A 25,113-nucleotide genomic window follows, 5' to 3' on the forward strand; every position below is an offset into this window, starting at 1 on the left:
GAAGTGGTGGACGTTCAGCACCTCGGCGCGCTACCTGCTCACGGTCAGCTCCGCGGACTAGCCGGGTCCTTCTTCGCGAGGAACCCGCCCAGCAGCATCCCGAGCCCGGCGGGCGCGAGCACGAGCAACGCCGTGAAGGCCGCTCCACCGGTCAGCGCCACCCACAGCGCCTCCTGCCCGGTCTGGTCGACCAGCAACGCCGACCCGATCACGCCCAGCGCACCCGCGAACGGGCCCGCGATCAGCGACGCGATGAACCACTGCATGCCGCGCCCGTCCAGTTCGCGCAACGCGTCGACGGCGCCCCAGAGGACCGCGGCGACGATCAGGAGGCCCAGAGCGATCGGCCGGATCGACGAGGCCTCGGGGCTGCGCACGCCCACAGCCGCCACGCCGGTCTGCACGGCTCCATGCAGGAGCCCCATCCACAACGCACGGACGAACCAAGGACGCATGCGGACAGCTTAGGACTGGCCGTACGCTGCGAGACATGTCGTCGTACGCCGCACGCCGAAACGCACTGCGCCAAGCGCTCCAGGCCACGAACCTGGACGCGCTCCTCGTGACGAACCTGCTGAACGTCCGGTATCTGACCGGGTTCACCGGATCGAACGCCGCCGTCCTGATCGGCGCGAGCGGTGACGACACCTCGGTGTTCTGCACCGACGGCCGTTATCTCACCCAGTCGGCGAAGCAGGTGCCGGACCTGGAACGGCTGATCGACCGGCCGTGCGACACCGCGCTCGCGAGCAGGGCGAAGGGCAGGCTCGGGTTCGAGAGCCATCACGTCACGGTCGACGGCCTGGACGAAATGACGGCGGCCGCCGTCAAGGCGGAGCTGCACAAGGCCGGTGGCCTGGTCGAGAAGCTGCGGCTGGTCAAGGACGAGGTCGAGATCGAGGCGCTGCGGATGGCGTGCGCGGCGGCGGACCGCGCGCTCGCGGCGTTGATCGGGCACGGCGGTCTGCGAGCCGGCCGCACCGAACGCGAGGTCGCGCGCGAACTGGAGAGCCGCATGCTCGACCACGGCGCCGAGGGGCCGTCGTTCTCCTCGATCGTGGCGTTCGGCGCGAACTCGGCCGTGCCCCACCACTCGCCGACGGACGCGACGCTGCACCCCGGCGACCTCATCAAGCTCGACTTCGGCGCGCTGGTCGACGGCTACCACTCCGACATGACCCGCACGCTCGTGCTCGGCAAGCCCGCGGACTGGCAGCGCGACCTGTACGACCTGGTCGCGCGCTCGCAGGCGGCGGGCCGCCACGCGCTCGAGCCGGGCGTGAAGGTGAGCGACGTCGACCACGCGTCACGCGAGGTGATCGAGAAGGCCGGGCACGGGAGCGAGTTCCTGCACGGCCTCGGTCACGGGGTCGGGCTGGAGATCCACGAGGCACCGGCGTTGTCGAAGGCAGGTGCCGGTACACTTTCGGCCGGTATGGCGGTCACCGTCGAGCCCGGCGTCTACTTGTCGGGGCGGGGCGGGGTCCGCATCGAGGACACCCTCGTGGTCCGCGAAAGCGGACCGGAGCTCCTCACCCTGACCACGAAGGAACTCGTGGTCGTCTGACACCCCCGTCCTACACAGGAGAGAAATCCCACCGTGGCCACCACGAACGACCTGAAGAACGGCCTGGTGCTGAACCTCGACGGCCAGCTCTGGACCGTCACCGCGTTCCAGCACGTCAAGCCCGGCAAGGGTGGCGCCTTCGTACGCACGACCCTCAAGCACGTGCTGACCGGGAAGGTCGTCGACAAGACCTTCAACGCGGGCACCAAGGTCGAGACCGCCACCGTGGACAAGCGCGGCATGACCTACCTGTACAAGGAAGGCACCGACTTCATCTTCATGGACGGTGACACCTACGACCAGATCCCGGTTCCGGCCGAGACCGTCGGTGACGCCGCGGACTACATGCTGGAGAACCAGGAAGCGATGGTCGCCACGCACGAGGGCGTCCCGCTGTTCATCGAGCTCCCGACGTCGGTCGAGCTCGTCATCGAGCACACCGACCCCGGCCTGCAGGGCGACCGCTCCACCGGTGGTACCAAGCCCGCCCGCCTCGAGACCGGTGCCGAGATCCAGGTCCCGCTGTTCGTCACGACCGGTGAGAAGATCAAGGTCGACACCCGCGACGGCCGCTACCTCGGCCGCATCAGCGACAAGTCCTGATGGGTGCTCGGAGCAAGGCCCGCAAGCGCGCGGTCGACTTCCTCTACGAGGCCGACCTGCTGGGCAGCGACGCAGTGACGCTGCTGGCTTCGCGCGTCGGGTCCCCTGACGTCCCGCCGGTGAACGACTACACCGTCACGCTGGTCGAGGGTGTCACCGCGAACCGCTCGCGCATCGACGACCTCATCTCGGAGCACGCCGAGGGCTGGACTCTGCAGCGCATGCCCGCGGTCGACCGCGCGATCCTGCGCCTCGGCCTGTACGAGCTGCTGTGGGCGGCCGACGTGCCGGACGCGGTCGCCATCGACGAGGCCGTGGAGCTGGCCAAGGGCCTGTCCACGGACGACTCGCCGCGGTTCGTGAACGGTGTGCTCGGCCGGATCGCGGTCATCGCGGACCAGCTGCGCGCCGTCCTGTAGTTCTGCTTCCGAGGGGGCCACGTTCAACGGTGAACGTGGCCCCCTTCGGCGTCAGTGCCGGGCCCAGCCGCGCCGCTCGCCCTCGTCGATCAGGTGCAGCGCCGCCTGCCACAGCGTCGTCGAGCCCTCGCCGATCACGGCCTTGCGAGCGCGCACGTCCTGCGCCTTCACGCCCGGCGTCCGCCAGGTCCCGCCCTTCGCCATCCAGTTGAGCAGCAACGGTTGCAGCCGGTCCATGGCCTTCGCGAACCGCGCCTCCGGCGTCTCACGCGCCTCGAACTCGTCCCACAACGCCCGCATCGCGCGGCCCGCGTCCTCGGGCAGGATGCCGAACAGCCGGTCGGCGGCGGCTTCCTCGCGTTCCTGCTGGCTCTCGCCCAGCGCGGTGTCGTAGATCGGCGTGTCACCCGCGTAGATCTCGACGAGGTCGTGCACCACCACGAGCTTCATCGTGTGGCCGACGTCGATCGGTTCGTCGGCGTACTCCGCGAGCGTCATCACCATCAGCGCGAGGTGCCACGAATGCTCCGCGTCGTTCTCGCGCCTGTCCGCCGCCGCGAGAGGGGACGCGCGCAGCACGGTCTTGAGCCGGTCGACCTCGATGAGGAACGTGAGGTGCTCGCGCAGCCGGGAGTCCACACCGGACGGCAACGGGTTCTGATCAGCGAGAAGTCCTGTCACGTTGCCAGGACACTACCGCTCGGCCAGGAACTCCTCCCACGTGCGGGTGCCGCGGTCGCCGTCCAGCGCCAGGTTCCGCCCGCCGCGATACGCCTTCCCGGCCTGGCCCGGCAGCCGCACCGGCACCGTGAGCCGGCGCTTGCCCGCGACGGTCAGGTAGTCGCGCACGAGTTCCCGGAGATCGAAATCGGCGGGCCCGGCGAGGTCGGGCACCCGGCCGGCGGGCTGTCCCAGCGCCAGACCGGCGATCCGTGCGGCCACGTCGCGTGCGTCCACCGGCTGCAGCCGCATCCCCGGCACCGGCACGACCGGGAGCTTCGCGAGGCCGCGCACCATCGTCAGCGTCAGGTCGTGGAACTGGGCCGCGCGCAGGACCGTGAACGGGATGCCCGATGCCTCGACCGCCTCCTCGCACGCGTGCTTGGTGCGCAACCAGGCCAGCGGCACGGTGTCGGCGCCGATCACCGAGATGTACACGAAGTGCCGGACGCCCCGGCAGGCCGCGAGCAGGTTGCGGGTCGCGACGTCGTCGCCCTTCTGCCCACCGGCGAGGTGCACCACGACGTCCCACCGGCGAGGTGCACCACGACGTCCGCCTCGATCGGCGGGACGTCACCGAGCAGGTCGCAGGCGATGTCGCCGTGCCTGCTCAGCACCACCACGTCCGCTCCGGCCTCGCGCAACAGCGGAACCACGTGCCTGCCGAGTGTGCCGGTGCCACCGGTCACGAGGATCTTCACGATTACCCTCCCGAATGAGTCGTCGCCCTCTCGACCCGGCGGCGCCGGGGAACGTGACAGGGTGTGCGCCAGGCCACAGGGGGAGCTTTGATCGCGCAGTTCGAGCAGGAGCGCACGCGCTTGCGCGCCATCGCCCACCGCATGCTGGGGTCGTTCGCCGAGGCCGACGACGCGCTGCAGGACGCCTGGCTGCGCGTCGAACGCGCCGACACGGCAGAGATCGAGAACCCGGCCGCGTGGCTCACGACCGTCGTCGGGCGGGTGTGCCTGAACATGCTGCGCGACCGGCGGGAGCACGCGTTCGAGATGCCCGACCCCGTGATCGAGATGGGGGAGGAGCCCGAGCAGCAGGCCGTCGCGAAGGACCAGGTCGGGCTCGCGATGCTGATCGTGCTCGACTCGCTCAAGCCCGACGAGCGGCTGGCGTTCGTGCTGCACGACATGTTCGCCGTGCCGTTCGACGACATCGCGCCGTTGATCGACAAGACCCCGGCGACGGCCCGGCAGCTGGCGTCCCGCGCCCGCAAGCGCGTGCAGGACCGGCCTCAGCCGAACGTCGACCTGCCGAAACAGCGCGAGGTGGTGCAGGCGTTCCTCAGGGCGTCCCGTGAAGGTGACCTGGAAGGCCTGGTCGCGGTGCTGCACCCGGACGTCGTGCTGCGCGCGGGCGCACTGGAGGTCATCGGCGGACGTACCGTCGCCGGCCGGGCCAGCCTGTTCCGCAAGTACGCGGCGATGGCGGCCGTCGAGTTCGCGGTCATCGGCGGCGAGGCCGGCTTCGTCACGCGGGTGGACGGCGTGCCGTTCTCGATCATGGCCTTCACCGTGCGCGACGGGCAGATCGCCGCGATCCACGTGATCCAGGACCGGGAGCACCTCCGCAGGCTGGTCGCGCCGCGGTCGTGAGACCCGGTGGTCACGCTGGGTGGCTCCGCCCGAAAAGCAGCAGTGGCTCGCCCGACGTCCTCAGGGCGACTGGCAGGACGTCAGGGAGCCACTGCTCCGGAAGTGGAAAAGGAGTTCAGTCTTCCTTCGCGGGACGGGCCTCGGGAGGCAGCACACCCCAGTCGATCAGCTGCTCGGTGAGCTCGCCCGGCGTCATGTCGTAGATGATCGCGAGCGAACGCAGGTCCTCGGTGCGGATGGAGAGGACCTTGCCGTTGTAGTCACCGCGCTGCGACTGGATGGTCGCGGCGTAGCGAGCCAGCGGGCCGACCTTCTCGACCGGCAGTTGCTGCAGCCGTTCGAGGTTGATCACGATCTTGGTGGCCGGCTCGGCACCGGAGGGCACGCGGCCCTCGGGCAGCAGCTCGGCGACGGGAACCCCGTAGAAGTCGGCCAGCTCGGCCAGCTTCTGCACGGTCACCGCGCGGTCACCGCGCTCGTAGGAGCCGACGACCACGGCCTTCCAGCGACCGCCGGACTTCTGCTCGACGCCGTGCAGGGACAAACCCTGCTGCTGGCGGATAGCGCGGAGCTTGGCCCCCAACGCCTTGGCGTAGTCGCCCATGTGGCGGTTCTCCGTTCATTCGCCCCGTCAGCAGTACACGCGTGCCGCCGGGGAGGCTTAGATCGATACGCAGAGTAATGATTACTCGCCGTGGTCGGCAGGTCAAGCTGATCTCGGGGAGAGACGCGCGCCACGCCTGGCCTACCACTCGGATGGTTGACCGTCCGTAGGTGATACGGTGCAGGTCAGCCTAGTTGTTACCAGGTGTCCGACGTCCTTTAAGGACCCGTCCAGTGAGGCGGGGAAGGAGGTCCAGCCGTGGCGTCACGTCAACGTGGCGCGACGGATCCGGCCGGGGATCGCGAGATTCTTTCGGCCGGTGACGTCGCGCGCACTGTCGCCCGAATGGCCCATCAGATCATCGAGAAGACCGCTCTCGATGCACCCAGCGCACCCGACGTCGTCTTGATGGGTATTCCCAGCCGGGGAGCCCCCCTCGCACGACGTCTAGCCGCTAAGATCGCCGAATTTTCCGGCCGGACGGTGCACGAGGGCACGCTCGACATCACCCTCTACCGCGACGACCTGCGCAGAGGCCCCACGCGGCCCCTGGAGGCGACGAAGCTGCCCGAGGGCGGCATCGACGACAGGCTGGTCGTGCTCGTGGACGACGTGCTGTTCTCCGGCCGCACCATCCGCTCCGCCCTCGACGCCCTGCGCGACCACGGCCGGCCCCGCGCCGTCCAGCTCGCCGTGCTGGTCGACCGAGGCCACCGCGAGCTGCCGATCCGCGCGGACTACGTGGGCAAGAACCTGCCGACGTCCAAGACCGAGGACGTCGTCGTGATGCTGGAAGAGTTCGACGGTCGCGACGGAGTGGTGCTGAAGTGAAGCACCTGCTCTCCACCGACGGCCTCGACCGCGACCAGGCGATCGCGATCCTCGACACCGCGGACCGGCTGAAGCAGGCGCTGCTCGGCCGCGAGGTCCGCAAGCTGCCGACGCTGCGCGGCCGCACGGTGATCACGATGTTCTACGAGAACAGCACCCGCACCCGCGTCAGCTTCGAGATCGCCGGCAAGTGGATGTCCGCCGACGTGATCAACGTCAGCAGCTCCGGTTCCAGCGTCAGCAAGGGCGAGTCGCTGCGCGACACCGCGCTGACCCTGCAGGCGGCGGGCGCCGACTGCGTGATCGTGCGGCACCCCGCATCCGGTGCGGCACACCGGCTCGCGGGCTGGCTCAAGCACACGAACACGTCCGTGGTGAACGCCGGCGACGGCATGCACGAGCACCCCACGCAGGCGTTGCTCGACGCCGCCACGCTGCGCGACCGGCTCGGCAGCCTCGACGGCCGCCGCGTCGCGATCGTCGGCGACGTCCTGCACAGCCGGGTCGCCCGGTCGAACGTGCACCTGCTCACCACGCTCGGTGCCGAGGTCACGCTGGTCGCCCCGCCGACCCTGCTGCCCACCGGCGTCGAGAAGTGGCCGGTCACGGTCTCGCACGAGATCGACTCCGAGCTCGCCTCGCAGGACGCCGTGATGCTGCTGCGCGTGCAGGCCGAGCGGATGACCGGCGGGTTCTTCCCGAGCTCGCGCGAGTACTCGATCGCCTACGGCCTCAACGAGCGCCGCCTGAAGCTGCTGCCAGAGCACGCCGTCGTGCTGCACCCCGGCCCGATGCTGCGCGGCATGGAGATCGCCTCCGTCGTCGCCGACAGCCCGCAGGCCGCCATCACCGAGCAGGTCCGCAACGGTGTCCACGTGCGCATGGCCGTGCTGTACCACCTGCTTGCCCACGAGGAGGAAACCTCGTGAGGGAGCTTGCGACCGAACCATCAAACACAGTGAAGCCCTTGCAGGAAGCCAAAGTGAAGAAATCCTTGTTGCTGAAGGCAGTACGGCCCTACGGCGAGGGTGAACCGATCGACCTGCTGATCCGCGACGGCGTGATCGCAGAGGGCACGGATTCAGAAGCCGAAGTCATCGAAGGCAACGGCGCGGTGCTGCTCCCGGGTTTCGTCGACCTGCACACCCACCTGCGTGAGCCGGGCCGCGAGGACACCGAGACGATCGAGACCGGTTCCAAGGCCGCTGCTCTGGGTGGCTACACCGCCGTTTTCGCCATGGCCAACACCGACCCGGTCGCCGACAACGCCGTGATCGTCGAGCACGTCGCCCGCCGCGGCCAGGAGGTCGGCCTGGTCGACGTCCACCCGGTCGGCGCCGTCACCGTCGGCCTCAAGGGCGAGAAGCTCGCCGAGCTCGGCACGATGGCGAAGTCCAAGGCGAACGTCCGCGTCTTCTCCGACGACGGCCACTGCGTGCACGACCCGCTGATCATGCGTCGCGCGCTGGAGTACTCGAAGTCCCTGGGCGCCGTCATCGCCCAGCACGCCGAGGAACCGCGCCTCACGGTCGGTGCCCAGGCGCACGAGGGCGAGAACGCGTCCAGGCTCGGCCTGCAGGGCTGGCCGGCGGCGGCCGAGGAGTCCATCGTCGCCCGTGACTGCATCCTCGCGAAGCAGGTCGACGCGAGGCTGCACGTCTGCCACGTCAGCACGACGGGCACGGCGGACGTCCTGAAGTGGGCCAAGGCGCGCGGCACCAGGGTCAGCGCCGAGGTCACCCCGCACCACCTGATCCTGACCGACGACCGGCTCAGCACCTACGACCCGGTCAACAAGGTCAACCCGCCGCTGCGCACGCAGGCCGACGTCGACGCGCTGCGGCAGGCCCTGGCGGACGGCACGATCGACTGCGTCGCCACGGACCACGCCCCGCACGCGGTCCAGGACAAGGACTGCGAGTGGTCGGCGGCCCGTCCGGGCATGCTCGGCCTGCAGACCGCGCTGGGCATCGTCGTCGAGACGATGGTGAAGACCGGCCTGCTGGACTGGCGCGGCGTCGCGCGGGTGATGAGCGAGAAGCCCGCCGAGATCGCCGGCCTGACCGACCAGGGCCGTCCGATCGCCGTCGGCGAGCCCGCGAACCTCGTGCTGGTCGACCCGGACGCGTCGTGGACGGTGCACGGCGCGCAGTTCGCGAGCATCGCGGGCAACACCCCGTTCGAGGGCATGGAACTGCCCGCGGCGGTGACGGCCACCATCTTGCGTGGCCGGGTGACCTCGGTGGCGGGGAGGATTGCGGAATGACTCGGATCCTCCTGTCCCTGGCGGTCTTCGTCTTCTTCGCCCTGTGCGTCTACGGCATGTGGCACGGCTGGAAGCGACGCCAGCGCAAGCAGGCCGATCTGCCCGCGTTCCCCTCGACGCCGGAGGAGCTCGGCGCCGCGACGTTCGCCACCACGGGCGTCTACATCGGAACGACGAACGCGGGCAACTGGCAGGACCGCATCCAGGTCGGTGACATCGGCCACCGCGCCGAGGCCACGCTGAGCCTTGTGCCGGAGGGCATCGCGATCGACCGGACCGGCGCCTCGCCGCTCTTCATCCCCGCCGGGTCCGTCCGGGACGCCCGCACCGACCGGGGACTGGCCGGGAAGGTCATGTTCAGCGAGGAAGGCCTCCTGGTGGTCCAGTGGGAGCACGAAGGCCACCTCTTCGACACGGGTTTCCGCGGTGACGACAAAGACGTTTACGACGAATGGGTCACGGCTCTGAGCCAGAACCCGATCAACACGGAGGGCAAGGCGTGACGAACGCGGCATTGGTGCTGGAAGACGGACGTGTCTTCCGCGGTGAGGCGTACGGAGCGACCGGCGTCTCGCTCGGCGAGGTCGTGTTCTCCACGGCCATGACCGGGTACCAGGAAACCCTGACCGACCCCTCCTACCACCGCCAGATCGTGGTGCAGACCGCGCCGCAGATCGGCAACACCGGCTGGAACGACGAGGACGACGAGTCGAGCAAGATCTGGGTCGCCGGGTACGTCGTCCGCGACCCCGCGCGCACGCCGTCGAACTGGCGGTCCAAGCGCGGTCTGGACGAGGAGCTGACGAACCAGGGCATCGTCGGCATCGCGGGCCTCGACACCCGCACCCTGACCCGCCACATCCGCGAGCAGGGCGCCATGCGCGCCGGGGTGTTCTCCGGCTCCGACCTCACCGACGACGCGTCGATGGTCGACCAGGTCAAGGCCTCCGCGCAGATGGTCGGCGCGAACCTCGCGGTCGACGTCACCACGGACAAGCCGTACGTCGTCGAGGCCGTCGGCGCGAAGAAGTTCACCGTCGCGGCGCTCGACCTCGGCATCAAGTCGAACACCCCGCGGATGATGGCGGCACGCGGCATCGAGGTGCACGTGCTGCCGCTGACCAGCAGCTTCGAGGACATCCTGAAGGTCAGCCCGGACGGCCTGTTCCTCTCGAACGGACCGGGCGACCCGGCCACGCAGGACCACGCCATCGCGCTGACGAAGGAGGCGCTGGGCCGCAAGCTGCCGCTGTTCGGCATCTGCTTCGGCAACCAGATCCTGGGCCGCGCGGTCGGTCGCGGGACGTACAAGATGCGCTACGGCCACCGCGGCATCAACATCCCGGTCATCGACGTGACCACGGGCAAGGTCGCCATCACCTCGCAGAACCACGGGTTCGCGCTGGAAGGCACGCCGGGTGAGGAGTTCTCCTCCGAGTTCGGCCGCGCCGTGCTGTCGCACTACTGCCCGAACGACGGCACCGTCGAGGGCGTCCGGCTGCTCGACGCGCCGGCGTTCTCCGTGCAGTACCACCCCGAGGCCGCGGCCGGCCCGCACGACGCCGCGCCCCTGTTCGACGAGTTCGTGACGCTGATGAATGAGGCCCGCTGATGCCGAAGAGGACTGATCTCAAGCACATCCTGGTGATCGGCTCCGGTCCGATCGTCATCGGTCAGGCGTGCGAGTTCGACTACTCCGGTACCCAGGCGTGCCGCGTGCTGCGCGAAGAGGGCATCCGGGTCAGCCTGGTGAACTCCAACCCGGCGACGATCATGACCGACCCGGAGTTCGCGGACGCCACCTACATCGAGCCGATCACGGCCGAGTTCGTGGAGAAGGTCATCGCGCAGGAACGCCCGGACGCGATCCTGGCGACGCTGGGCGGCCAGACGGCGCTCAACACGGCCATCGCGCTGCACGAGCGCGGTGTGCTGGAGAAGTACAACGTCGAGCTGATCGGCGCGGACATCGACGCCATCCAGCGCGGCGAGGACCGGCAGATCTTCAAGGACCTGGTGCGGGGCATCGGTTCCGAGGTCCCGCGCTCCGCCGTCTGCAAGTCGATGGAAGAGGTGCGCGAGACCGTCGCCGACCTCGGCCTGCCGGTCGTGATCCGGCCCTCGTTCACCATGGGTGGCCTGGGTTCCGGCATGGCGTACACCCCCGAGGAGCTGGAGCGCCTCGCGGCGATCGGCCTGGAGGAGTCTCCGGTCACCGAGGTGCTCATCGAGGAGAGCGTGCTCGGGTGGAAGGAGTACGAGCTCGAGCTGATGCGCGACCGCAACGACAACGTCGTGGTCATCTGCTCGATCGAGAACATCGACCCGATGGGCGTGCACACCGGTGACTCGGTGACGGTCGCGCCCGCGATGACGCTGACCGACCGCGAGTACCAGCACATGCGCGACGTCGGCATCCAGGTCATCCGCGAGGTCGGCGTCGACACCGGTGGCTGCAACATCCAGTTCGCGATCCACCCGGACACCGGCCGCATGGTCGTCATCGAGATGAACCCGCGGGTGTCGCGGTCCTCCGCGCTGGCGTCGAAGGCGACGGGCTTCCCGATCGCCAAGATCGCCGCGAAGCTCGCCATCGGCTACACGCTCGACGAGATCACCAACGACATCACGGGGGAGACCCCGGCGTCGTTCGAGCCGTCGCTCGACTACGTGGTCGTGAAGGCGCCGCGGTTCGCCTTCGAGAAGTTCCCCGGCGCGGACCCGACGCTGACGACCACGATGAAGTCGGTCGGCGAGGCCATGTCGATCGGCCGGAACTTCGTGGAGGCGCTGGGCAAGGCGCTGCGTTCGCTGGAAACGAAATCGGTCGGTTTCTGGACGCAGCCGGACCCGGAGGGCACTACTCTGGAGTCCACTCTGAAGCAGTTGGAGCGCGGCCACGACGGGCGCCTCTACACGGTCGAGCGTGCTCTCCGACTCGGCGCGTCCATTGAGGACGTGTACAACGCGTCGAAGATCGACCCGTGGTTCATCGAGCAGATCGCCTGGCTCGGCACGTTGCGGCAGGAGCTGCTGGACGCTCCCGTCCTCGACGAGCCGTTGCTGCGCAAGGCGAAGCGCGCTGGGCTCTCCGACCGTCAGATCGCCGCGTTGCGGTCCGAGCTGGCCGGTGAGGACGGCGTGCGCACGTTGCGGCACCGCCTGGGCGTGCGTCCGGTCTACAAGACGGTCGACACGTGCGCGGCGGAGTTCAAGTCCGAGACGCCTTACCACTACTCGGCGTACGAGCTGGACCCGAACGCCGAGACCGAGGTCGCGGAGCAGCGGGAGAAGCCCAAGGTGCTGATCCTGGGCTCCGGCCCGAACCGCATCGGCCAGGGCATCGAGTTCGACTACTCGTGCGTGCACGCGGCCATGGCGTTGCGGGCGGCCGGGTACGAGACCGTGATGGTCAACTGCAACCCGGAGACGGTGTCGACGGACTACGACACCTCCGACCGCCTGTACTTCGAGCCGCTGACGTTCGAGGACGTGCTGGAGGTCGTGCACTCCGAGCAGCGCTCCGGCACCGTCGCGGGCGTGATCGTCCAGCTCGGCGGCCAGACGCCGCTGGGCCTGGCGCAGCGCCTGGCCGACGCCGGTGTGCCCGTCGTGGGCACCACGCCCGAGGCGATCCACCTCGCCGAGGACCGAGGCCAGTTCGGCAAGGTGCTGGGCGAGGCCGGTCTGCCCGCGCCCAAGTTCGGCACGGCCACGTCGTTCGACGAGGCGAAGGAGATCGCCGACGAGATCGGCTACCCGGTCCTCGTGCGACCGTCCTATGTGCTCGGCGGGCGCGGCATGGAGATCGTGTACGACGAGGAGTCGCTGTCGGGCTACATCGCCCGCGCGACCGAGGTGACGCCCGAGCACCCGGTGCTGGTCGACCGGTTCCTCGACGACGCCATCGAGATCGACGTCGACGCGCTGTGCGACGGCGACGAGGTGTTCATCGGCGGCGTGATGGAGCACATCGAGGAAGCCGGCATCCACTCCGGCGACTCGTCGTGCACGCTGCCTCCGATCACCCTGGGCGCCTCGGACATCGAGAACGTCCGCCGCTCCACCGAGGCCATCGCGCGTGGCATCGGCGTCAAGGGGCTCCTGAACGTCCAGTACGCGCTCAAGGACGACGTCCTGTACGTCCTGGAGGCAAACCCGCGTGCGTCGCGCACGGTGCCGTTCGTGTCCAAGGCGACGGCGGTGTCGATGGCCAAGGCCGCGTCCCGCGTGATGCTCGGCGCCACGATCGCGGAACTGCGCGTGGAGGGGCTCCTGCCGGCCACCGGTGACGGCGCCCGGCTGCCCGAGCATGCCCCCGTCGCGGTGAAGGAGGCGGTCATGCAGTTCCACCGCTTCCGCACGCCCGAGGGCCACGGCGTCGACTCGTTGCTGGGCCCGGAGATGAAGTCCACCGGCGAGGTCATGGGCATCGACTCGTCGTTCGGCAAGGCGTTCGCGAAGTCGCAGACGGCCTCCTACGGCTCGCTGCCGACGTCGGGCAAGGTGTTCGTGTCGTTCGCGAACCGCGACAAGCGCGCGATGATCTTCCCGGTCAAGCGCCTGGCCGACCTCGGCTTCCAGATCCTCGCGACCTCGGGTACCGCGGAGGTGCTGAAGCGCAACGGGATCGCGTGCACCGAGGTGCGCAAGCACTTCGAGGGCGAGGGCAACGTCGTCGACATGATCCTGGCCGGCGAGATCGACATGATCTTCAACACGCCCTACGGCAACAGCGGCCCGCGCATCGACGGCTACGAGATCCGCACCGCCGCCGTGGCGAAGGACATCCCTTGTGTCACCACGATCCAGGGCGCTGCCGCGGCCGTGCACGGCATCGAGGCGCTCATCCAGGGCGACATCGGGGTCCAGCCGCTGCAGGCCCTCCAGGCCGCTCTGCGGGGTGACGCGTGACGTTCGGCGAGAAACTCGCGAAAGCCGTTGCGGCGCACGGACCTCTGTGCGTCGGGATCGACCCGCACCCGAGCCTGCTGGACGCCTGGGGCCTCTCCAGCACCGCCGAGGGCCTCGAACGGTTCGCACTGACCGCCGTGGAGGCGTTCGGCGGCAGGGTGTCGATGGTGAAGCCGCAGGCGGCGTTCTTCGAGGCCTACGGGTCGCGGGGCGTCGCCGTGCTGGAGCGGGTGATCGCGGAGCTGCGCGACTCGGGCACGCTGGTGCTCGTGGACGCCAAGCGCGGCGACATCGGCTCGACCATGGCCGCCTACGCCCAGGCGTACCTGGGCGACGGCTCGCCGCTGGCCGGTGACGCGGTCACGCTCTCACCGTTCCTCGGCTTCGGGTCGCTGCAGCCCGCCCTCGACACGGCGCGGGAGACGGGCAGGGGCGTGTTCGTGCTCGCCCTCACGTCCAACCCGGAGGGCGCGCAGGTCCAGCGGGTGGTTGCTCCGGACGGGCGAACCGTGGCGCAGACGATCATCGATTTCGCCGCGGCTCGAAATTCAGGCATTTCCCCGTGCGGCGATGTCGGTCTCGTCGTGGGCGCCACGATCGGGGAAACGGATGTAGACCTCAGCCGGTTCAACGGACCGATCCTGGCCCCCGGTTTCGGCGCTCAGGGTGGCTCCGTGGCTGATCTGAAACGGCTCTTCGGACCCGACATGCGCAACGTCTTTCCGACTTCTTCACGAGATGTTCTCAAGCATGGCCCCGACGTATCGTCGCTGGTCAGCGCGGTGCAGAGGGTTCAGCAGAGCCTCTGAGGAGGGGCGCGCCGCATCTTTTGGGGTGTGGCGCGCTCACCTGGGCAAACATGTGTTGGTAGGGTCCACGACACCGGCTGCCCCGCTGGTCACCGGCCTCATAGCACACCTAGAGTGGGCGACGAGTTGCCGGAGGGCAGTGATCAGGCCGCCGGAGGGTGTTTGGTACTACTACCACCCGCCGCATCACTCATGACCGCTGAAGATTTACCTGACTGGGTCACGTTGTACTCAGGCAATTGCGGTCGGTATGTTCGCGGCACCGATCCGAAAAGAATCCACACCACGGAGGAAATCGTGGCTCTTCCCCAGCTTACCGAGGAGCAGCGGGCCGCAGCGCTGGAGAAGGCTGCTGCCGCTCGTCGCGTCCGGGCTGAGCTCAAGGAGCGCCTCAAGCGTGGCGGCACGACCCTGACGGACGTGCTGAAGTCCGCCGAGAGCGATGAGATCCTTGGCAAGATGAAGGTGTCCGCGCTGCTTGAGGCCCTGCCGGGTGTCGGCAAGGTGCGTGCTCAGCAGATCATGGAGCGCCTCGAGATCGCTCCCAGCCGTCGCCTGCGCGGTCTTGGTGACCGTCAGCGCAAGGCCCTGCTCTCCGAGTTCAGCGGAGAGTGATTGGCACCGAGACGGGAACGGGCTCTGCCCGTTCCCGTCTCACCGTCTTGTCCGGGCCGTCCGGCGTTGGCAAGTCCAGCGTTCTGGCGGAGCTGCGCAGGCAGCAGCCCGATATCTACTTTTCCGTCTCGGTGACCACCAGGAAGCCGAGGCCGGGCGAGGTCGACGGAGTGCACTACGACTTCGTGGACCACGAGAAGTTCCAGCAGATGGTCGAGGCGGGCGAGTTCCTGGAACACGCCGAGTTCGCCGGAAACCACTACGGAACCCCTCGCAGGCCCGTCGAAGAAGCTTTGGCCGCGGGCCGTCCCGCGCTCCTGGAGATCGAACTGCAGGGCGCGCGGCAGGTCCGCGTGGCCATGCCAGACGCCCGGCTGGTCATGCTGGCGCCCCCGTCCTGGGAGCATCTGGTAGACCGGTTGACCGGCAGAGGCACCGAACACCCGGACGTCGTCGAACGCCGGCTGGCCATCGCCCGCGAGGAGCTGGCGGCCGAAAAGGAGTTCGACGAGGTCGTCGTGAACGCCGACGTGCAGTCGGCCGCGTCCGACTTGCTATCCTTGATGGTCGGACCACGAAATTCAGGAGATTGACGAGTGATCACCCACACCGAGCTCGGTCACCTGACCGGTTCTCCGGAGGGCATCACCAACCCGCCGATCGACGACCTGCTTGAGCAGGTGAGCTCGAAGTACGCGTTGGTGATCTACGCCGCGAAGCGTGCCCGCCAGATCAACGACTACTACGCACAGCTCGGCGAGGGCCTGCTCGAGTACGTCGGCCCGCTCGTCGAGCCGGGCCCGCGTGAGAAGCCCCTCTCGATCGCTCTTCGCGAGATCCACGCGGGTCTCCTCGAGCACACCGAGGGAAGCGAAGCGTAGAAGGCTGCTCTGGGAGAGGTCTGTCTGCGGAAAGCGCAGACCTGGATCGCCTTCTAGTGTCTTGTGGGGGCCGAGCCCCCACACCCCAGCCGGAGGGCTTCGCCCCCGGACCCCCAAGGCCAGAGGCTTCGCCCCTAGGCCCCAAGGCCGGAGGCTTCGCCCCCGACCCTAAGGACCAGAGGCTTCGCCCCTTGGCCCTAAGGCCGGGGACTTGGCTCCTAGGTCCCAGAGTCGGGGCTTGCCCCTTGCTCCAAGGCCGGAGGCAACCCCTAGTCCCAAAGCTTGGGGCTTCGCCCTAGGCCTCCAGCGGGTCTTCTCTTCGGACTCGGCGGGAGTGCATCTCGCGGGGGGTGACCTCGCGGTCGTTCCTTCACAGGAGAGCTGTTGACTTCCGCTGCATCTGACGTTGATGCCCCCGTCAAGCCCCGGATCGTTCTCGGGGTTGGTGGGGGCATCGCCGCGTACAAGGCCTGTGAGGTGCTGCGGCGGCTGACCGAGTCCGGTCACTCCGTGCGGGTCGTTCCCACCGAGGGCGCGCTGAAGTTCGTGGGCGCGGCGACGTTCGAGGCGCTGTCCGGCCAGGTCGTGTCCGCCGACCCGTTCGACGACGTGCACGAGGTGCCGCACGTCAAGCTCGGGCAGAACGCCGACCTCGTCGTGGTCGCCCCGGCGACGGCGAACCTGATCGCGAAGGCCGCGCACGGCCTCGCGGACGACCTCCTGACGAACACCCTGCTGACCGCGCGCTGCCCGGTCCTGCTGGTGCCGGCGATGCACACCGAGATGTGGGAGCACCCGGCCACCCAGCACAACGTGCAACTGCTGCGCGGCCGTGGCGTGATCGTCGCCGAACCGGCTGCCGGCCGGCTGACGGGCAAGGACACCGGCAAGGGCCGCCTGCCCGACCCCGCCGAGATCGTCGAACTCGCCCGGCTGCTGCTGGTGCGGCCCGACGCCCTGCGGCGGACACTCGAAGGTGTGCACGTCGCGATCTCCGCCGGTGGCACGCGGGAGCCACTCGATCCGGTGCGGTTCATCGGCAACCGCTCGTCCGGCAAGCAGGGTTATGCACTCGCGCGGGTGGCGGCGCAACGCGGTGCCCGAGTGACTTTGGTCGCGGGCAACACCGCGGACCTGGCCACGCCCGCGGGTGTCGACCTCGTCCGCGTGGGCTCCGCGGTGGAGCTGCGTGACGCCATGCACAAGGTGTCGGCGGACGCGGACGTGGTCGTGATGGCCGCCGCGGTGGCCGACTTCCGGCCGTCGTCGCTCACCGGACACAAGATCAAGAAGACCGACGGCGACCCCGACCCGATCACGCTGACGAAGAACCCCGACATCCTCGTGGAACTCGTTTCCGCACGTAGGACGGGCCAGCTGATCGTCGGTTTCGCCGCGGAGACCGGCGACGAGACGACGTCGGTGCTCGACTACGGACGGGCGAAGCTGCGGCGCAAGGGGTGCGACCTCCTGGTGCTGAACGCGGTCGGCGACGGCAAGGCCTTCGAGCAGGACGACAACGCCGGCTGGCTGCTGTCCCCGGACGGCGCCGAGACTCCTATACCCCACGGGCCCAAGACGCAAGTGGCGTCCGCGGTGTGGGACGCGGTTAGCGCTCGCTTGACTGACTCTAAGTAGAATTTTCTTCAGTCCAACCCTGCACCTAAGGAGTGTCCGTGAGCCAGCACAGCAGCAGGCTGTTCACCAGTGAGTCGGTGACCGAGGGACACCCGGACAAGATCTGCGACGCGATCAGCGACTCGATCCTGGACGCGTTGCTGGCCAAGGACCCGCGTTCGCGCGTCGCCGTGGAGACGATGGTCACCACCGGCCAGGTCCACGTCGCGGGTGAGGTCACCACCGAGGCGTACGCGGACATCCCCACGATCGTCCGCGAGAAGATCCTGGAGATCGGCTACGACTCGTCCGCGAAGGGCTTCGACGGCCACTCGTGTGGCGTGAACGTCGCCATCGGCGCGCAGTCCCCGGACATCGCGCAGGGCGTCGACACCGCCTTCGAGAACCGCGTCGAAGGCGCCGACGACGAGATCGACAAGCAGGGCGCGGGCGACCAGGGCCTGATGTTCGGCTACGCGTGCACCGACACGCCCGAGCTCATGCCGCTGCCGATCGCGCTGGCCCACCGCCTGTCCCGCCGCCTGAGCGCGGTCCGCAAGGACGGCACCGTCCCGTACCTGCGCCCGGACGGCAAGACCCAGGTCACCATCGAGTACGCGGGCGACCAGCCCGTGCGCCTCGACACCGTCGTCATCTCCACTCAGCACGCCGACGGCATCGACCTGGAGAAGCTCCTCGGCGTCGACCTGCGCGAGCACGTCGTGGCCCCCGAGATCGCCGAGCTCACCCTGGACACCACGGACGTCCGCCTGCTCACCAACCCGACCGGCCGCTTCGTCATCGGCGGCCCGATGGGCGACGCGGGCCTCACCGGCCGCAAGATCATCGTCGACACCTACGGCGGCATGGCCCGCCACGGCGGCGGCGCCTTCTCCGGCAAGGACCCGTCGAAGGTCGACCGCTCCGCCGCCTACGCCATGCGCTGGGTAGCGAAGAACACCGTCGCCGCCGGCCTCGCCACCCGCGTCGAGGTCCAGGTCGCCTACGCCATCGGCAAGGCGGCCCCCGTAGGCCTGTTCGTCGAGACCTTCGGCACCGAGACCGTGGACCCGCAGAAGATCCAGCAGGCCATCACCGAGGTCTTCGACCTCAGGCCCGCCGCGATCATCCGCGACCTCGACCTGCTCCGCCCGATCTACGCCCCGACCGCCGCGTACGGTCACTTCGGCCGCACCGACGTCGACCTCCCCTGGGAGTCGACGGACCGCGCCGAGGCCCTGCGCAACGCCGCCGGCGCCTGATCACCCGCAAGCCCCCGAACGGCCCGCTTCCCTCCGGGGAGGCGGGCCGTTCCGCGTCCGGCGATCTTGTCGGACCTGCTGAGTACGTTGAAACGCAGGGGTTCCCGATCAGGGGGTACCCCTGCGCGAGCCTGCGCCGTCACTGAGCGTTGCTGACGTGCTGCTGCACCTGCAGGCAAAAGTGCTGCCTGCGGCCGCTCAGTGTGGCAAGGGGCTGCTCGACGCGCGCCAGGGCGTTGCGGCCGCTATCGCCCCTGCTGATGTGATCTGTGAACAAGGTCCTGGACATCCAAGGCCTTTGTTCATACGAGGGTTGGTTCCGCGCCATGTACCGGGACTACAAACTCGGTTCATGTCGCTCTCTCGTCGTGGGTTCATGGCTGCCGTCGCTGCTGCTGGTGCGGGCACGCTGCTGCCACCGTCGGTGTACGCCGCATTGGCTCGTGAACCCCGTGCGGGAGGACTGCGTGCGATCAAGCACGTTGTGCTGTTGATGCAGGAGAACCGTTCGTTCGACCACTACTACGGGACGCTCCGTGGCGTGCGAGGGTTCTCCGACCGCAACGCGCTGAGGGGTGTGTTCAACCAGTCGGGCGTGCTGCCGTTCCCGCTGCGTGAGGCGGCGTCCGGGCGCGACGTCCAGTACATCGGTGACCTGGACCACAGCTGGAACGGCGGGCACTCGGCGTTGCGCGGCGGGTGGAACGACAACTGGGTGCCCGCGAAGACCGGGGCGACGATGGCGTTCTACACGCGTCAGGACATCCCGTTCCACTACGAGCTCGCGGACACCTTCACGCTGTGCGACGCCTATCACTGCTCGGTGCCGTCCTCGACGTCGCCGAACCGCAACTACTGGGTGTCCGGGTACACGGGCTTCGAGCCCTCCGGTGGCCGTGCGACCGGCAACGCGGCCTACAGCGAGGACACGCACACGGGATACACGTGGAAGACGTACCCGGAACGCCTGGAGGCCGTCGGGAAGTCGTGGCGGGTGTACCAGGAGTGGGACAACTTCCAGGACAACAACCTGGAGTTCTACGTGCGGTTCAAGGAGATCGCGCGCAAGGTGCTGCCCGCCGGGTTCAAGTCGCTGGACAAGCTGTACGGGACCGGTGACCCCGCGCTGATCGGCTCGCTCGACTTCTCGAAGCTCTCCGCGGCGGAGAAGTCGCTGTACGACAGGGGACTGCACCGCGTGCAGCCCGGCGGACTGGGGGAGACGTTCCGCGCGGACGTCGCCGCCGGCCGGTTGCCGGCCGTCTCGTATCTGGTCCCGTCCTCTGTGGACTCGGAGCACCCCGGCGCGTCCTCGCCCGCCGCCTCCGCCTCGATCACCTACCAGGTGCTGGACGCGCTGGCGTCCAACCAGGAGGTGTGGGAGTCCACGGTCCTGTTCATCACCTACGACGAGAACGACGGCTTCTACGACCACGTGCCGCCGCCGCGCCCGCCGTTGTCCGTCACCGACGAGTACGTGGGTGACCGGCCGTTGGGACTGGGTGCGCGCGTGCCGATGACCGTCGTCTCGCCGTGGTCCGTAGGCGGTTACGTGAACTCGCAGGTGTTCGACCACACGTCGATGACACGGTTCCTGGAGAAGTGGACCGGGGTGCGGTCGGAGGAGATCTCCGCGTGGCGCCGGACCGTCGCCGGTGACCTGACCTCGGCATTCGACTTCGAGCGCCGCCGGACGTGGCCCGAGGTGGGCGAGCCCGCCCCGGTGCCGCCCGCGACGCCGCGGTGGCGTCCCGCGCCGCCTTCCGAGCAGAAGATGCCGGAGCAGGAGGCCGGACGGCGGCGTGCGCGCGCTCTGCCGTACCAGCCCGACGCGTCGTTGCGCGGGTCCTCGCTGGAGATGTCGAACTCCGGGGCGGCCTCCGTGCACTTCGCGCTGTACCCGTACTCCGGGCAGTTCGCGTTGCCGCAGCACTTCGACGTCGCGTCGTCGGCTTCGCTGGAGGTCGCCGGCGAGCACGACCTCGTGTTGCTGGGGCCCAACGGTTTCCGCCGTGAGTTCGCCGGAACTTCCTCTGACAGTGCGCGCGTCTCGTCGTCGGTGCGCGGATACAGCCGTGTGCTGACGCTGACGTTGGAGAACAGCGGATCGTCGCGGCTGACGTTCGTGCTGGGGCGGCGTCGTTACGTCGTGAGGCCGGGGCATCGGCACGTCATCCCGCAGCTGACCGCCATGAACTCCGGCTGGTACGACGTGACGGTGACGGTGGAGGAAGAGCCGAAGTTCCGCCGCCGTTTGTGCGGTCACATCGAGAACGGCCAGGAGTCGATCTCCGGCTAACGTGGCCCGTGGAGATCACGGGGGACGAGATCCGGAAGCGGATGATCGAGCACGAGGCGCGCTTCAGCTCGTCCGGCGTCGCGCTCGACCTGCGTCACGTGCTCGCCTCGGCGCACCAGGCCACCGGCCACGAACGTGACGTGCGGCGGATCCGCGTTGCCCAGCAACGTGATCTGCGCCGTCGCGGTCAGCTCTCGCGATGGGGACGCCTCTGGCACCTGATCCGCGGTGTGACCGTCGGACACGGTTACCGGCCAGGTGGTGCTGGCGTCGACGTGGCTGCTGCAGATCCTCGCTTGGGCGTACGCCACCCTGTTCGTGGCGGGCTTCACCGGATTGGTGAGGCGCAACGCGTGACTGTCGGGGGTGTCTGATACACCAGGAGGTATGAGCGCGCAGACCGGAGCGAGAAAAGGGGAACGGGTCCCCGCGGAGTCGCTGCCGGTCGCCCGGATCGTGGTGGACGTGCCGCTGGCCCACCTGGACCGGCCGTTCGACTACTCGGTTCCGTCCGAACTGGATGTTGCCGCGGTGCCCGGCTGCCGGGTCAGGGTGAGGTTCGCGGGCCAGCTGGTCGACGGCTACCTGCTGGAGCGCGTGGAGACCTCGGAGTACGGCAAGAAGCTCGCCTTCATCGAGAAGGTCGTGTCACCCGAACCGGTGCTCGCGCCCGAGATCGCCACACTGGCGCGCGCGATCGCGGACCGGTACGCGGGCGGCATGATCGACGTGCTGCGGCTGGCCGTCCCGCCCCGCCACGCCCGCGCGGAGGCCGCGGCGCCAGGGGAGTCGCCGCCGCTGCCACAGCTTCCCGCCTGGGTCCACGCGTCCGCCGACGGTGAGTCCGCAACGGTGGAACCAGCCCTCGCGCGGTCACAGCTGCCGCCCGTTCCCGCCGACGCCTGGTCGCGCTATCCCCGCGGCCCCAAGTACCTGGAGGCTCTGCACGAGGGCCGTCCCGCCCACGCCGTCTGGCAGGCGCTGCCCGCCGAGGACTGGCCCGCCCGGCTCGCGGAGGCGGCCGCCTCCGTCGCGTCGTCGGGACGCGGGGTGATCATCGTGGTGCCCGACCACCGCGATCTGGCCCGTGTCGCCGAGGCGTGCGGCGCGTTGATCCAGGGCGTGGTGACGTTGTCGGCCGATCTCGGGCCGTCGGAGCGCTACAAGCGTTGGTTGTCCGTGCGCCGTGGCGTCGCGCGGGTGGTGGTCGGCACGCGTGCGACGGCGTTCGCGCCGGTGCGGGACCCTGGGCTGCTCGTGGTCTGGGACGACGGCGACGACCTGCACGTCGAGCAGAGGTCGCCGTATCCGAACGTGCGCGACGTGCTGGTGCAGCGCGCACACATGACGGGCGCCGCGTTGCTCATCGGCGGGTTCGCCCGCACGGCCGAGGCGCAGTTGCTGGTCGAGACGGGCTGGGCGCACGAGATCGTGGCGTCGCGCGAGACGCTGAGAGCCGTCGCGCCGCGGGTGGTCTCGGTGGGCGACAACGAGTGGCAGGACGTCAAGGACCCGGCCGCCCGCACGGCCCGGCTGCCGTCCATCGCGTTCGACGCGGCCCGGTTCGCCCTCGCCGACTCGCCGGTGCTGATCCAGGTGCCGCGCCGGGGCTACGTGCCGTCGCTCGCCTGCGGCCAGTGCCGCGGACCCGCGCGATGCCGCCGGTGCGCCGGTCCGCTGGCGCTGCCCGGCGGCACCGAGCACGGGCTGCCGAAGCCCGCGTACTGCCGGTGGTGCGCGGCGACGGAGGCCGGGTTCCGCTGTCCCACTTGCGGGTCACGCAAGCTGCGCGGCCAGGTCATCGGCGCCAGGCGCACGGCGGAGGAGCTCGGGCGGGCGTTCCCCGGCCACCTGGTGCGGACGAGCGGTGCCGACGAGGTGCTGACCAAGGTGTCGGGCAAACCGTCACTGGTCGTCGCGACACCGGGCGCCGAACCCGTGGCCGAGGGCGGCTACGGCGCGGTGCTGCTGCTCGACGGGTGGGCGTTGCTGGGCAGGGCCGACCTGCGGGCCTCCGAGGAGGCGCTGCGGCGGTGGATGACGGCGGCGGGCCTGGTGCGGCCGGGCAACGGCCGGGTGGTCGTGATCGCCGACTCGTCCCTGACCCCGGTGCAGGCCCTGGTCCGCTGGGACCCGGTGTGGCACGCCGCCACCGAACTGGCCGCGCGGACCGAGCTCGGTTTCCCGCCGGCCGTCCGGATGGCGACCGTCGACGGCACCCCGGACGCGGTGAACGCCATGCTCGACGAACTCCGCCTGCCGCCCACCGGCGAGATCCTCGGCCCGGTGCCGCTGGGCGACGACGAGACGAAGGAACGCGCGCTGGTCCGGGTCTCCCGGGCGGAAGGCCGCCAGCTGGCCGCCGTGCTGGCCGAGGCGCAGGCCGTGCGGACGGCTCGCAAGGAGCAGGACCTGGTTCGGATCAAGCTCGACCCGCTGGAGGTCCTGTAGCGCCGAATGCGGTGGGGACCGGGTGCGTGCCGCGGCCGAACTGCTGTTCGCCGTCCTCGGCGACTACCCGCAGGGCTGACGGGAGTTCATCCCTCGTAGTGGGAGCGCAGGCCCGCCAGGTGCTCGCGGATGTCCTCGTCGGTGAGCTTCTCGTACTCGAGGTACTCGCTCAGGTACGTCATGTGACACGGCGGATCGGTTGCCAGGCGAGATGAAGGCTGGAAGGTGTCCTGACCTGCTGGTTTGTTCTCGTTGGGTCCGGTTGTATCCGGTCGCTTTTGAACGTTCCACGGCCTGGCGACGGCCTGAGAGCTGATCATGGAGCGCCCCTCGACCTCCGCACGGCCTGGAGATCGAGGGACGCTTTGCCGTGCCTGGAGTCCTGAACACGATCATGGTTACGGGCGCTTTGAAGATCGGCATGACCTCGGCAACGGGGACGTTCACGGGTGCGGGCTGGGGTGCCGGGCGGCTGCATGCGGCGACGGCCTGGGCCTCCAGCTCGTAGACGCCCCAGAGGGAGAGCTGTCCGGGCTGGGCGTGGTGGCGCTTGCTCATGATCGGCGCTCCTGCGGTCGAAGGGCTTGGGTGAGGCGGTGGCTTTTCGCCCCCGCTCCCTCGGCCCTGGCCGCAGTTAGCACCGTGACGGTGGTGTCAAGGGTGGGCCTTGGCCCATCGCGTAGCGACGCCGTAGGCGCCCTTGATACCGGCGGCACGGTGTTAAACGATCTGGCCCCCGTGGGAGGAGTCAGCGCTTGTGAGCTGCACGTTTGCAGGCAATTCCGCGGTGAGGTTCGATCGGTTTTGGGGAGACCCTTCGGGCGGCGTCACGCGTTGCTTCTCGACACACTTCGTGCCTCGGGCGCATCATGACCAGCATGTTTGACGTGGACTTCACAGGCCGCGCGATCACCAGTCCTTTGTGGTGGTCGCTGCTGCTGCTCGTCGTGGTTGTCGGGGCCACTCTGTGGGGCTTCATCCCGAGTGTGAAGGCCAAGCGGGAACAGAAGCAGAAGGCGGCTTGGACGGCGGCGTTTCGGCGTGGCAATCCGCCGGACACGTGGCATCAAGCTGAGCAGATCTACGAACGGCTTCGTCGCGAAGAAGAGCGCTGAGCAAGGTTGGCCGGCGTGGTTGGCCGTTGGTGGTGGCGAGCGGACTCGGCCACCTGCGCGCGCTCCCGCGCGGGGCCGACAGGCGGAGCGGAGCGGGAGCCTGGCGTGTCCCGATGCGGGGAGCGGGCGCAACGGTGGGCGGTGTCAGCGCGAGTCGACCGCCCGCGCGCCGCCAGCGGCGGCACGCTCTTGATCCCATAAAGCTGAATTCAGCAGTACGCCGCTACAGCAATCCTGGCTGCGAAATTGGCGCCTTCGAACATTTGTTCATCTACCCTTGACGCATGGCGGGTACAGAGGCTGGCAGCGAGACCGACCACGGCGGACAGCGGACCGATGAACGAGCTCGTCGATCCATGTACGCCGGAATCGCTATCAGCGCGGATGAGCTCAAAGCAATGGCCGTGTTGGCTGACGCAGGGCGGAAGAGCTTCGACGCTGTCGTCAGCGGGTTCGACAAGGGCTTCGGTGGCCTCGCTGTAGAGCAGTCCAAGGTCGCAGCCTGGATCGAGCAGGTCAACGTAGGGCAGAAG

The 25,113-nt window shown here is 69.1% G+C and carries 27 protein-coding genes; 21 read left to right on the top strand and 6 right to left on the bottom strand.

Annotation, left to right across the window (positions count from 1 at the left end):
• Positions 1–44: 44 nt before the first annotated feature.
• Positions 45–455: a B-4DMT family transporter gene (locus tag IG04_RS0139095; RefSeq protein ID WP_143027694.1), complete on the bottom strand. Its 411-nt coding sequence runs from the start codon at positions 453–455 to the stop codon at positions 45–47.
• Between the two features lie 35 nt (positions 456–490).
• Here IG04_RS0139095 and IG04_RS0139100 point away from each other — a divergent pair, with 35 nt between their 5' ends.
• The 3 genes from IG04_RS0139100 to nusB are packed head-to-tail and all read left to right on the top strand — an operon-like array spanning position 491 to position 2,589.
• Entirely contained in the window at positions 491–1,567 is a 1,077-nt protein-coding gene (locus IG04_RS0139100; RefSeq protein ID WP_030481805.1) for a M24 family metallopeptidase, read from the top strand.
• 33 nt (positions 1,568–1,600) lie between these two features.
• Complete coding sequence (efp, locus tag IG04_RS0139105) at positions 1,601–2,170, top strand: elongation factor P (RefSeq protein ID WP_030481806.1); 570 nt, start codon at positions 1,601–1,603, stop codon at positions 2,168–2,170.
• The gene (gene nusB, locus IG04_RS0139110) at positions 2,170–2,589 is read left to right on the top strand and encodes a transcription antitermination factor NusB (protein ID WP_030481807.1); all 420 of its coding nucleotides are present in this window, start codon (positions 2,170–2,172) and stop codon (positions 2,587–2,589) included. The genes efp and nusB overlap by 1 nt, the downstream gene beginning before the upstream one ends.
• A 51-nt stretch (positions 2,590–2,640) precedes the next feature.
• On the opposite strand, the gene IG04_RS0139115 is transcribed toward nusB, so the two are convergent.
• From IG04_RS0139115 to IG04_RS48475, 3 genes are read right to left on the bottom strand one after another with little or no spacing between them, the layout of a single operon-like run.
• Positions 2,641–3,270, bottom strand: coding sequence for an HD domain-containing protein (locus IG04_RS0139115; protein ID WP_030481808.1), 630 nt, complete (start codon positions 3,268–3,270; stop codon positions 2,641–2,643).
• Positions 3,271–3,282: 12 nt separating this feature from the next.
• The gene (locus IG04_RS43365; RefSeq protein WP_245816530.1) at positions 3,283–3,831 is read right to left on the bottom strand and encodes an SDR family oxidoreductase; all 549 of its coding nucleotides are present in this window, start codon (positions 3,829–3,831) and stop codon (positions 3,283–3,285) included.
• Positions 3,732–4,010 carry an NAD-dependent epimerase/dehydratase family protein gene (locus IG04_RS48475; RefSeq protein ID WP_245816528.1) on the bottom strand — a complete coding sequence of 93 codons (279 nt, stop codon included), beginning with the start codon at positions 4,008–4,010 and terminating at the stop codon, positions 3,732–3,734. Before IG04_RS48475 ends, IG04_RS43365 begins: the two co-directional genes overlap by 100 nt.
• A gap of 87 nt (positions 4,011–4,097) precedes the next feature.
• On the opposite strand from IG04_RS48475, the gene IG04_RS0139125 reads away from it, so the two are divergent.
• Entirely contained in the window at positions 4,098–4,916 is an 819-nt protein-coding gene (locus IG04_RS0139125) for a sigma-70 family RNA polymerase sigma factor (RefSeq protein WP_030481809.1), read from the top strand.
• A gap of 115 nt (positions 4,917–5,031) precedes the next feature.
• Here IG04_RS0139125 and bldD read toward each other — a convergent pair whose 3' ends face one another.
• Positions 5,032–5,520: a transcriptional regulator BldD gene (bldD, locus tag IG04_RS0139130; RefSeq protein WP_030471611.1), complete on the bottom strand. Its 489-nt coding sequence runs from the start codon at positions 5,518–5,520 to the stop codon at positions 5,032–5,034.
• Positions 5,521–5,778: 258 nt separating this feature from the next.
• On the opposite strand from bldD, the gene pyrR reads away from it, so the two are divergent.
• From pyrR to IG04_RS0139200, 13 genes are all read left to right on the top strand, one after another.
• On the top strand, positions 5,779–6,351 hold the full coding sequence (gene pyrR / locus IG04_RS0139135) for a bifunctional pyr operon transcriptional regulator/uracil phosphoribosyltransferase PyrR (protein ID WP_030481810.1): 573 nt from the start codon (positions 5,779–5,781) through the stop codon (positions 6,349–6,351).
• The gene (locus tag IG04_RS0139140; RefSeq protein WP_030481811.1) at positions 6,348–7,280 is read left to right on the top strand and encodes an aspartate carbamoyltransferase catalytic subunit; all 933 of its coding nucleotides are present in this window, start codon (positions 6,348–6,350) and stop codon (positions 7,278–7,280) included. The genes pyrR and IG04_RS0139140 overlap by 4 nt, the downstream gene beginning before the upstream one ends.
• Positions 7,281–7,333: 53 nt before the next feature.
• A complete protein-coding gene (locus tag IG04_RS0139145; protein WP_030481812.1) occupies positions 7,334–8,617 on the top strand; it encodes a dihydroorotase in 1,284 nt (427 codons plus the stop codon).
• The gene (locus tag IG04_RS0139150; protein ID WP_030481813.1) at positions 8,614–9,120 is read left to right on the top strand and encodes a PH-like domain-containing protein; all 507 of its coding nucleotides are present in this window, start codon (positions 8,614–8,616) and stop codon (positions 9,118–9,120) included. The genes IG04_RS0139145 and IG04_RS0139150 overlap by 4 nt, the downstream gene beginning before the upstream one ends.
• Positions 9,069–10,229: a glutamine-hydrolyzing carbamoyl-phosphate synthase small subunit gene (gene carA, locus IG04_RS0139155; protein ID WP_051771749.1), complete on the top strand. Its 1,161-nt coding sequence runs from the start codon at positions 9,069–9,071 to the stop codon at positions 10,227–10,229. Before IG04_RS0139150 ends, carA begins: the two co-directional genes overlap by 52 nt.
• The gene (carB, locus tag IG04_RS0139160; protein ID WP_030481815.1) at positions 10,229–13,531 is read left to right on the top strand and encodes a carbamoyl-phosphate synthase large subunit; all 3,303 of its coding nucleotides are present in this window, start codon (positions 10,229–10,231) and stop codon (positions 13,529–13,531) included. The genes carA and carB overlap by 1 nt, the downstream gene beginning before the upstream one ends.
• Positions 13,528–14,340, top strand: a complete 813-nt coding sequence (gene pyrF / locus IG04_RS0139165; protein ID WP_030481816.1) for an orotidine-5'-phosphate decarboxylase — start codon at positions 13,528–13,530, stop codon at positions 14,338–14,340. Before carB ends, pyrF begins: the two co-directional genes overlap by 4 nt.
• 297 nt (positions 14,341–14,637) lie before the next feature.
• Complete coding sequence (gene mihF / locus IG04_RS0139170; protein WP_030481817.1) at positions 14,638–14,955, top strand: integration host factor, actinobacterial type; 318 nt, start codon at positions 14,638–14,640, stop codon at positions 14,953–14,955.
• Positions 14,952–15,548, top strand: a complete 597-nt coding sequence (gmk, locus tag IG04_RS0139175; RefSeq protein ID WP_051771751.1) for a guanylate kinase — start codon at positions 14,952–14,954, stop codon at positions 15,546–15,548. Before mihF ends, gmk begins: the two co-directional genes overlap by 4 nt.
• Before the next feature lie 3 nt (positions 15,549–15,551).
• The gene (rpoZ, locus tag IG04_RS0139180) at positions 15,552–15,836 is read left to right on the top strand and encodes a DNA-directed RNA polymerase subunit omega (RefSeq protein ID WP_051771754.1); all 285 of its coding nucleotides are present in this window, start codon (positions 15,552–15,554) and stop codon (positions 15,834–15,836) included.
• A 384-nt stretch (positions 15,837–16,220) separates the two neighbouring features.
• Positions 16,221–17,474, top strand: a complete 1,254-nt coding sequence (gene coaBC, locus IG04_RS0139185; protein ID WP_084401951.1) for a bifunctional phosphopantothenoylcysteine decarboxylase/phosphopantothenate--cysteine ligase CoaBC — start codon at positions 16,221–16,223, stop codon at positions 17,472–17,474.
• Between the two features lie 38 nt (positions 17,475–17,512).
• Positions 17,513–18,715 (top strand): methionine adenosyltransferase, encoded by a 1,203-nt coding sequence (metK, locus tag IG04_RS0139190; protein ID WP_030481821.1) that lies wholly within the window; start codon positions 17,513–17,515, stop codon positions 18,713–18,715.
• A 352-nt stretch (positions 18,716–19,067) separates the two neighbouring features.
• The gene (locus IG04_RS0139200) at positions 19,068–21,014 is read left to right on the top strand and encodes a phosphocholine-specific phospholipase C (RefSeq protein WP_030481822.1); all 1,947 of its coding nucleotides are present in this window, start codon (positions 19,068–19,070) and stop codon (positions 21,012–21,014) included.
• Here IG04_RS0139200 and IG04_RS0139205 read toward each other — a convergent pair.
• The gene (locus IG04_RS0139205; protein ID WP_144065582.1) at positions 21,011–21,364 is read right to left on the bottom strand and encodes a hypothetical protein; all 354 of its coding nucleotides are present in this window, start codon (positions 21,362–21,364) and stop codon (positions 21,011–21,013) included. The genes IG04_RS0139200 and IG04_RS0139205 overlap by 4 nt on opposite strands.
• 37 nt (positions 21,365–21,401) lie before the next feature.
• Here IG04_RS0139205 and IG04_RS0139215 point away from each other — a divergent pair, with 37 nt between their 5' ends.
• The 4 genes from IG04_RS0139215 to IG04_RS47845 form a co-directional block, all read left to right on the top strand.
• Complete coding sequence (locus tag IG04_RS0139215; RefSeq protein ID WP_030481824.1) at positions 21,402–23,465, top strand: primosomal protein N'; 2,064 nt, start codon at positions 21,402–21,404, stop codon at positions 23,463–23,465.
• Positions 23,466–23,835: 370 nt separating this feature from the next.
• Positions 23,836–23,973 (top strand): hypothetical protein, encoded by a 138-nt coding sequence (locus tag IG04_RS46970; RefSeq protein WP_157513099.1) that lies wholly within the window; start codon positions 23,836–23,838, stop codon positions 23,971–23,973.
• Between the two features lie 370 nt (positions 23,974–24,343).
• Entirely contained in the window at positions 24,344–24,580 is a 237-nt protein-coding gene (locus IG04_RS0139225; RefSeq protein ID WP_144065581.1) for a hypothetical protein, read from the top strand.
• Positions 24,581–24,864: 284 nt separating this feature from the next.
• Positions 24,865–25,113, top strand: a 249-nt coding sequence (locus IG04_RS47845) for a hypothetical protein (protein ID WP_211257896.1), incomplete at its 3' end; no start/stop codon positions are given.

This window comes from Lentzea albidocapillata (genome assembly GCF_000719115.1).
Taxonomy (GTDB): Bacteria; Actinomycetota; Actinomycetes; order Mycobacteriales; family Pseudonocardiaceae; genus Lentzea; species Lentzea albidocapillata.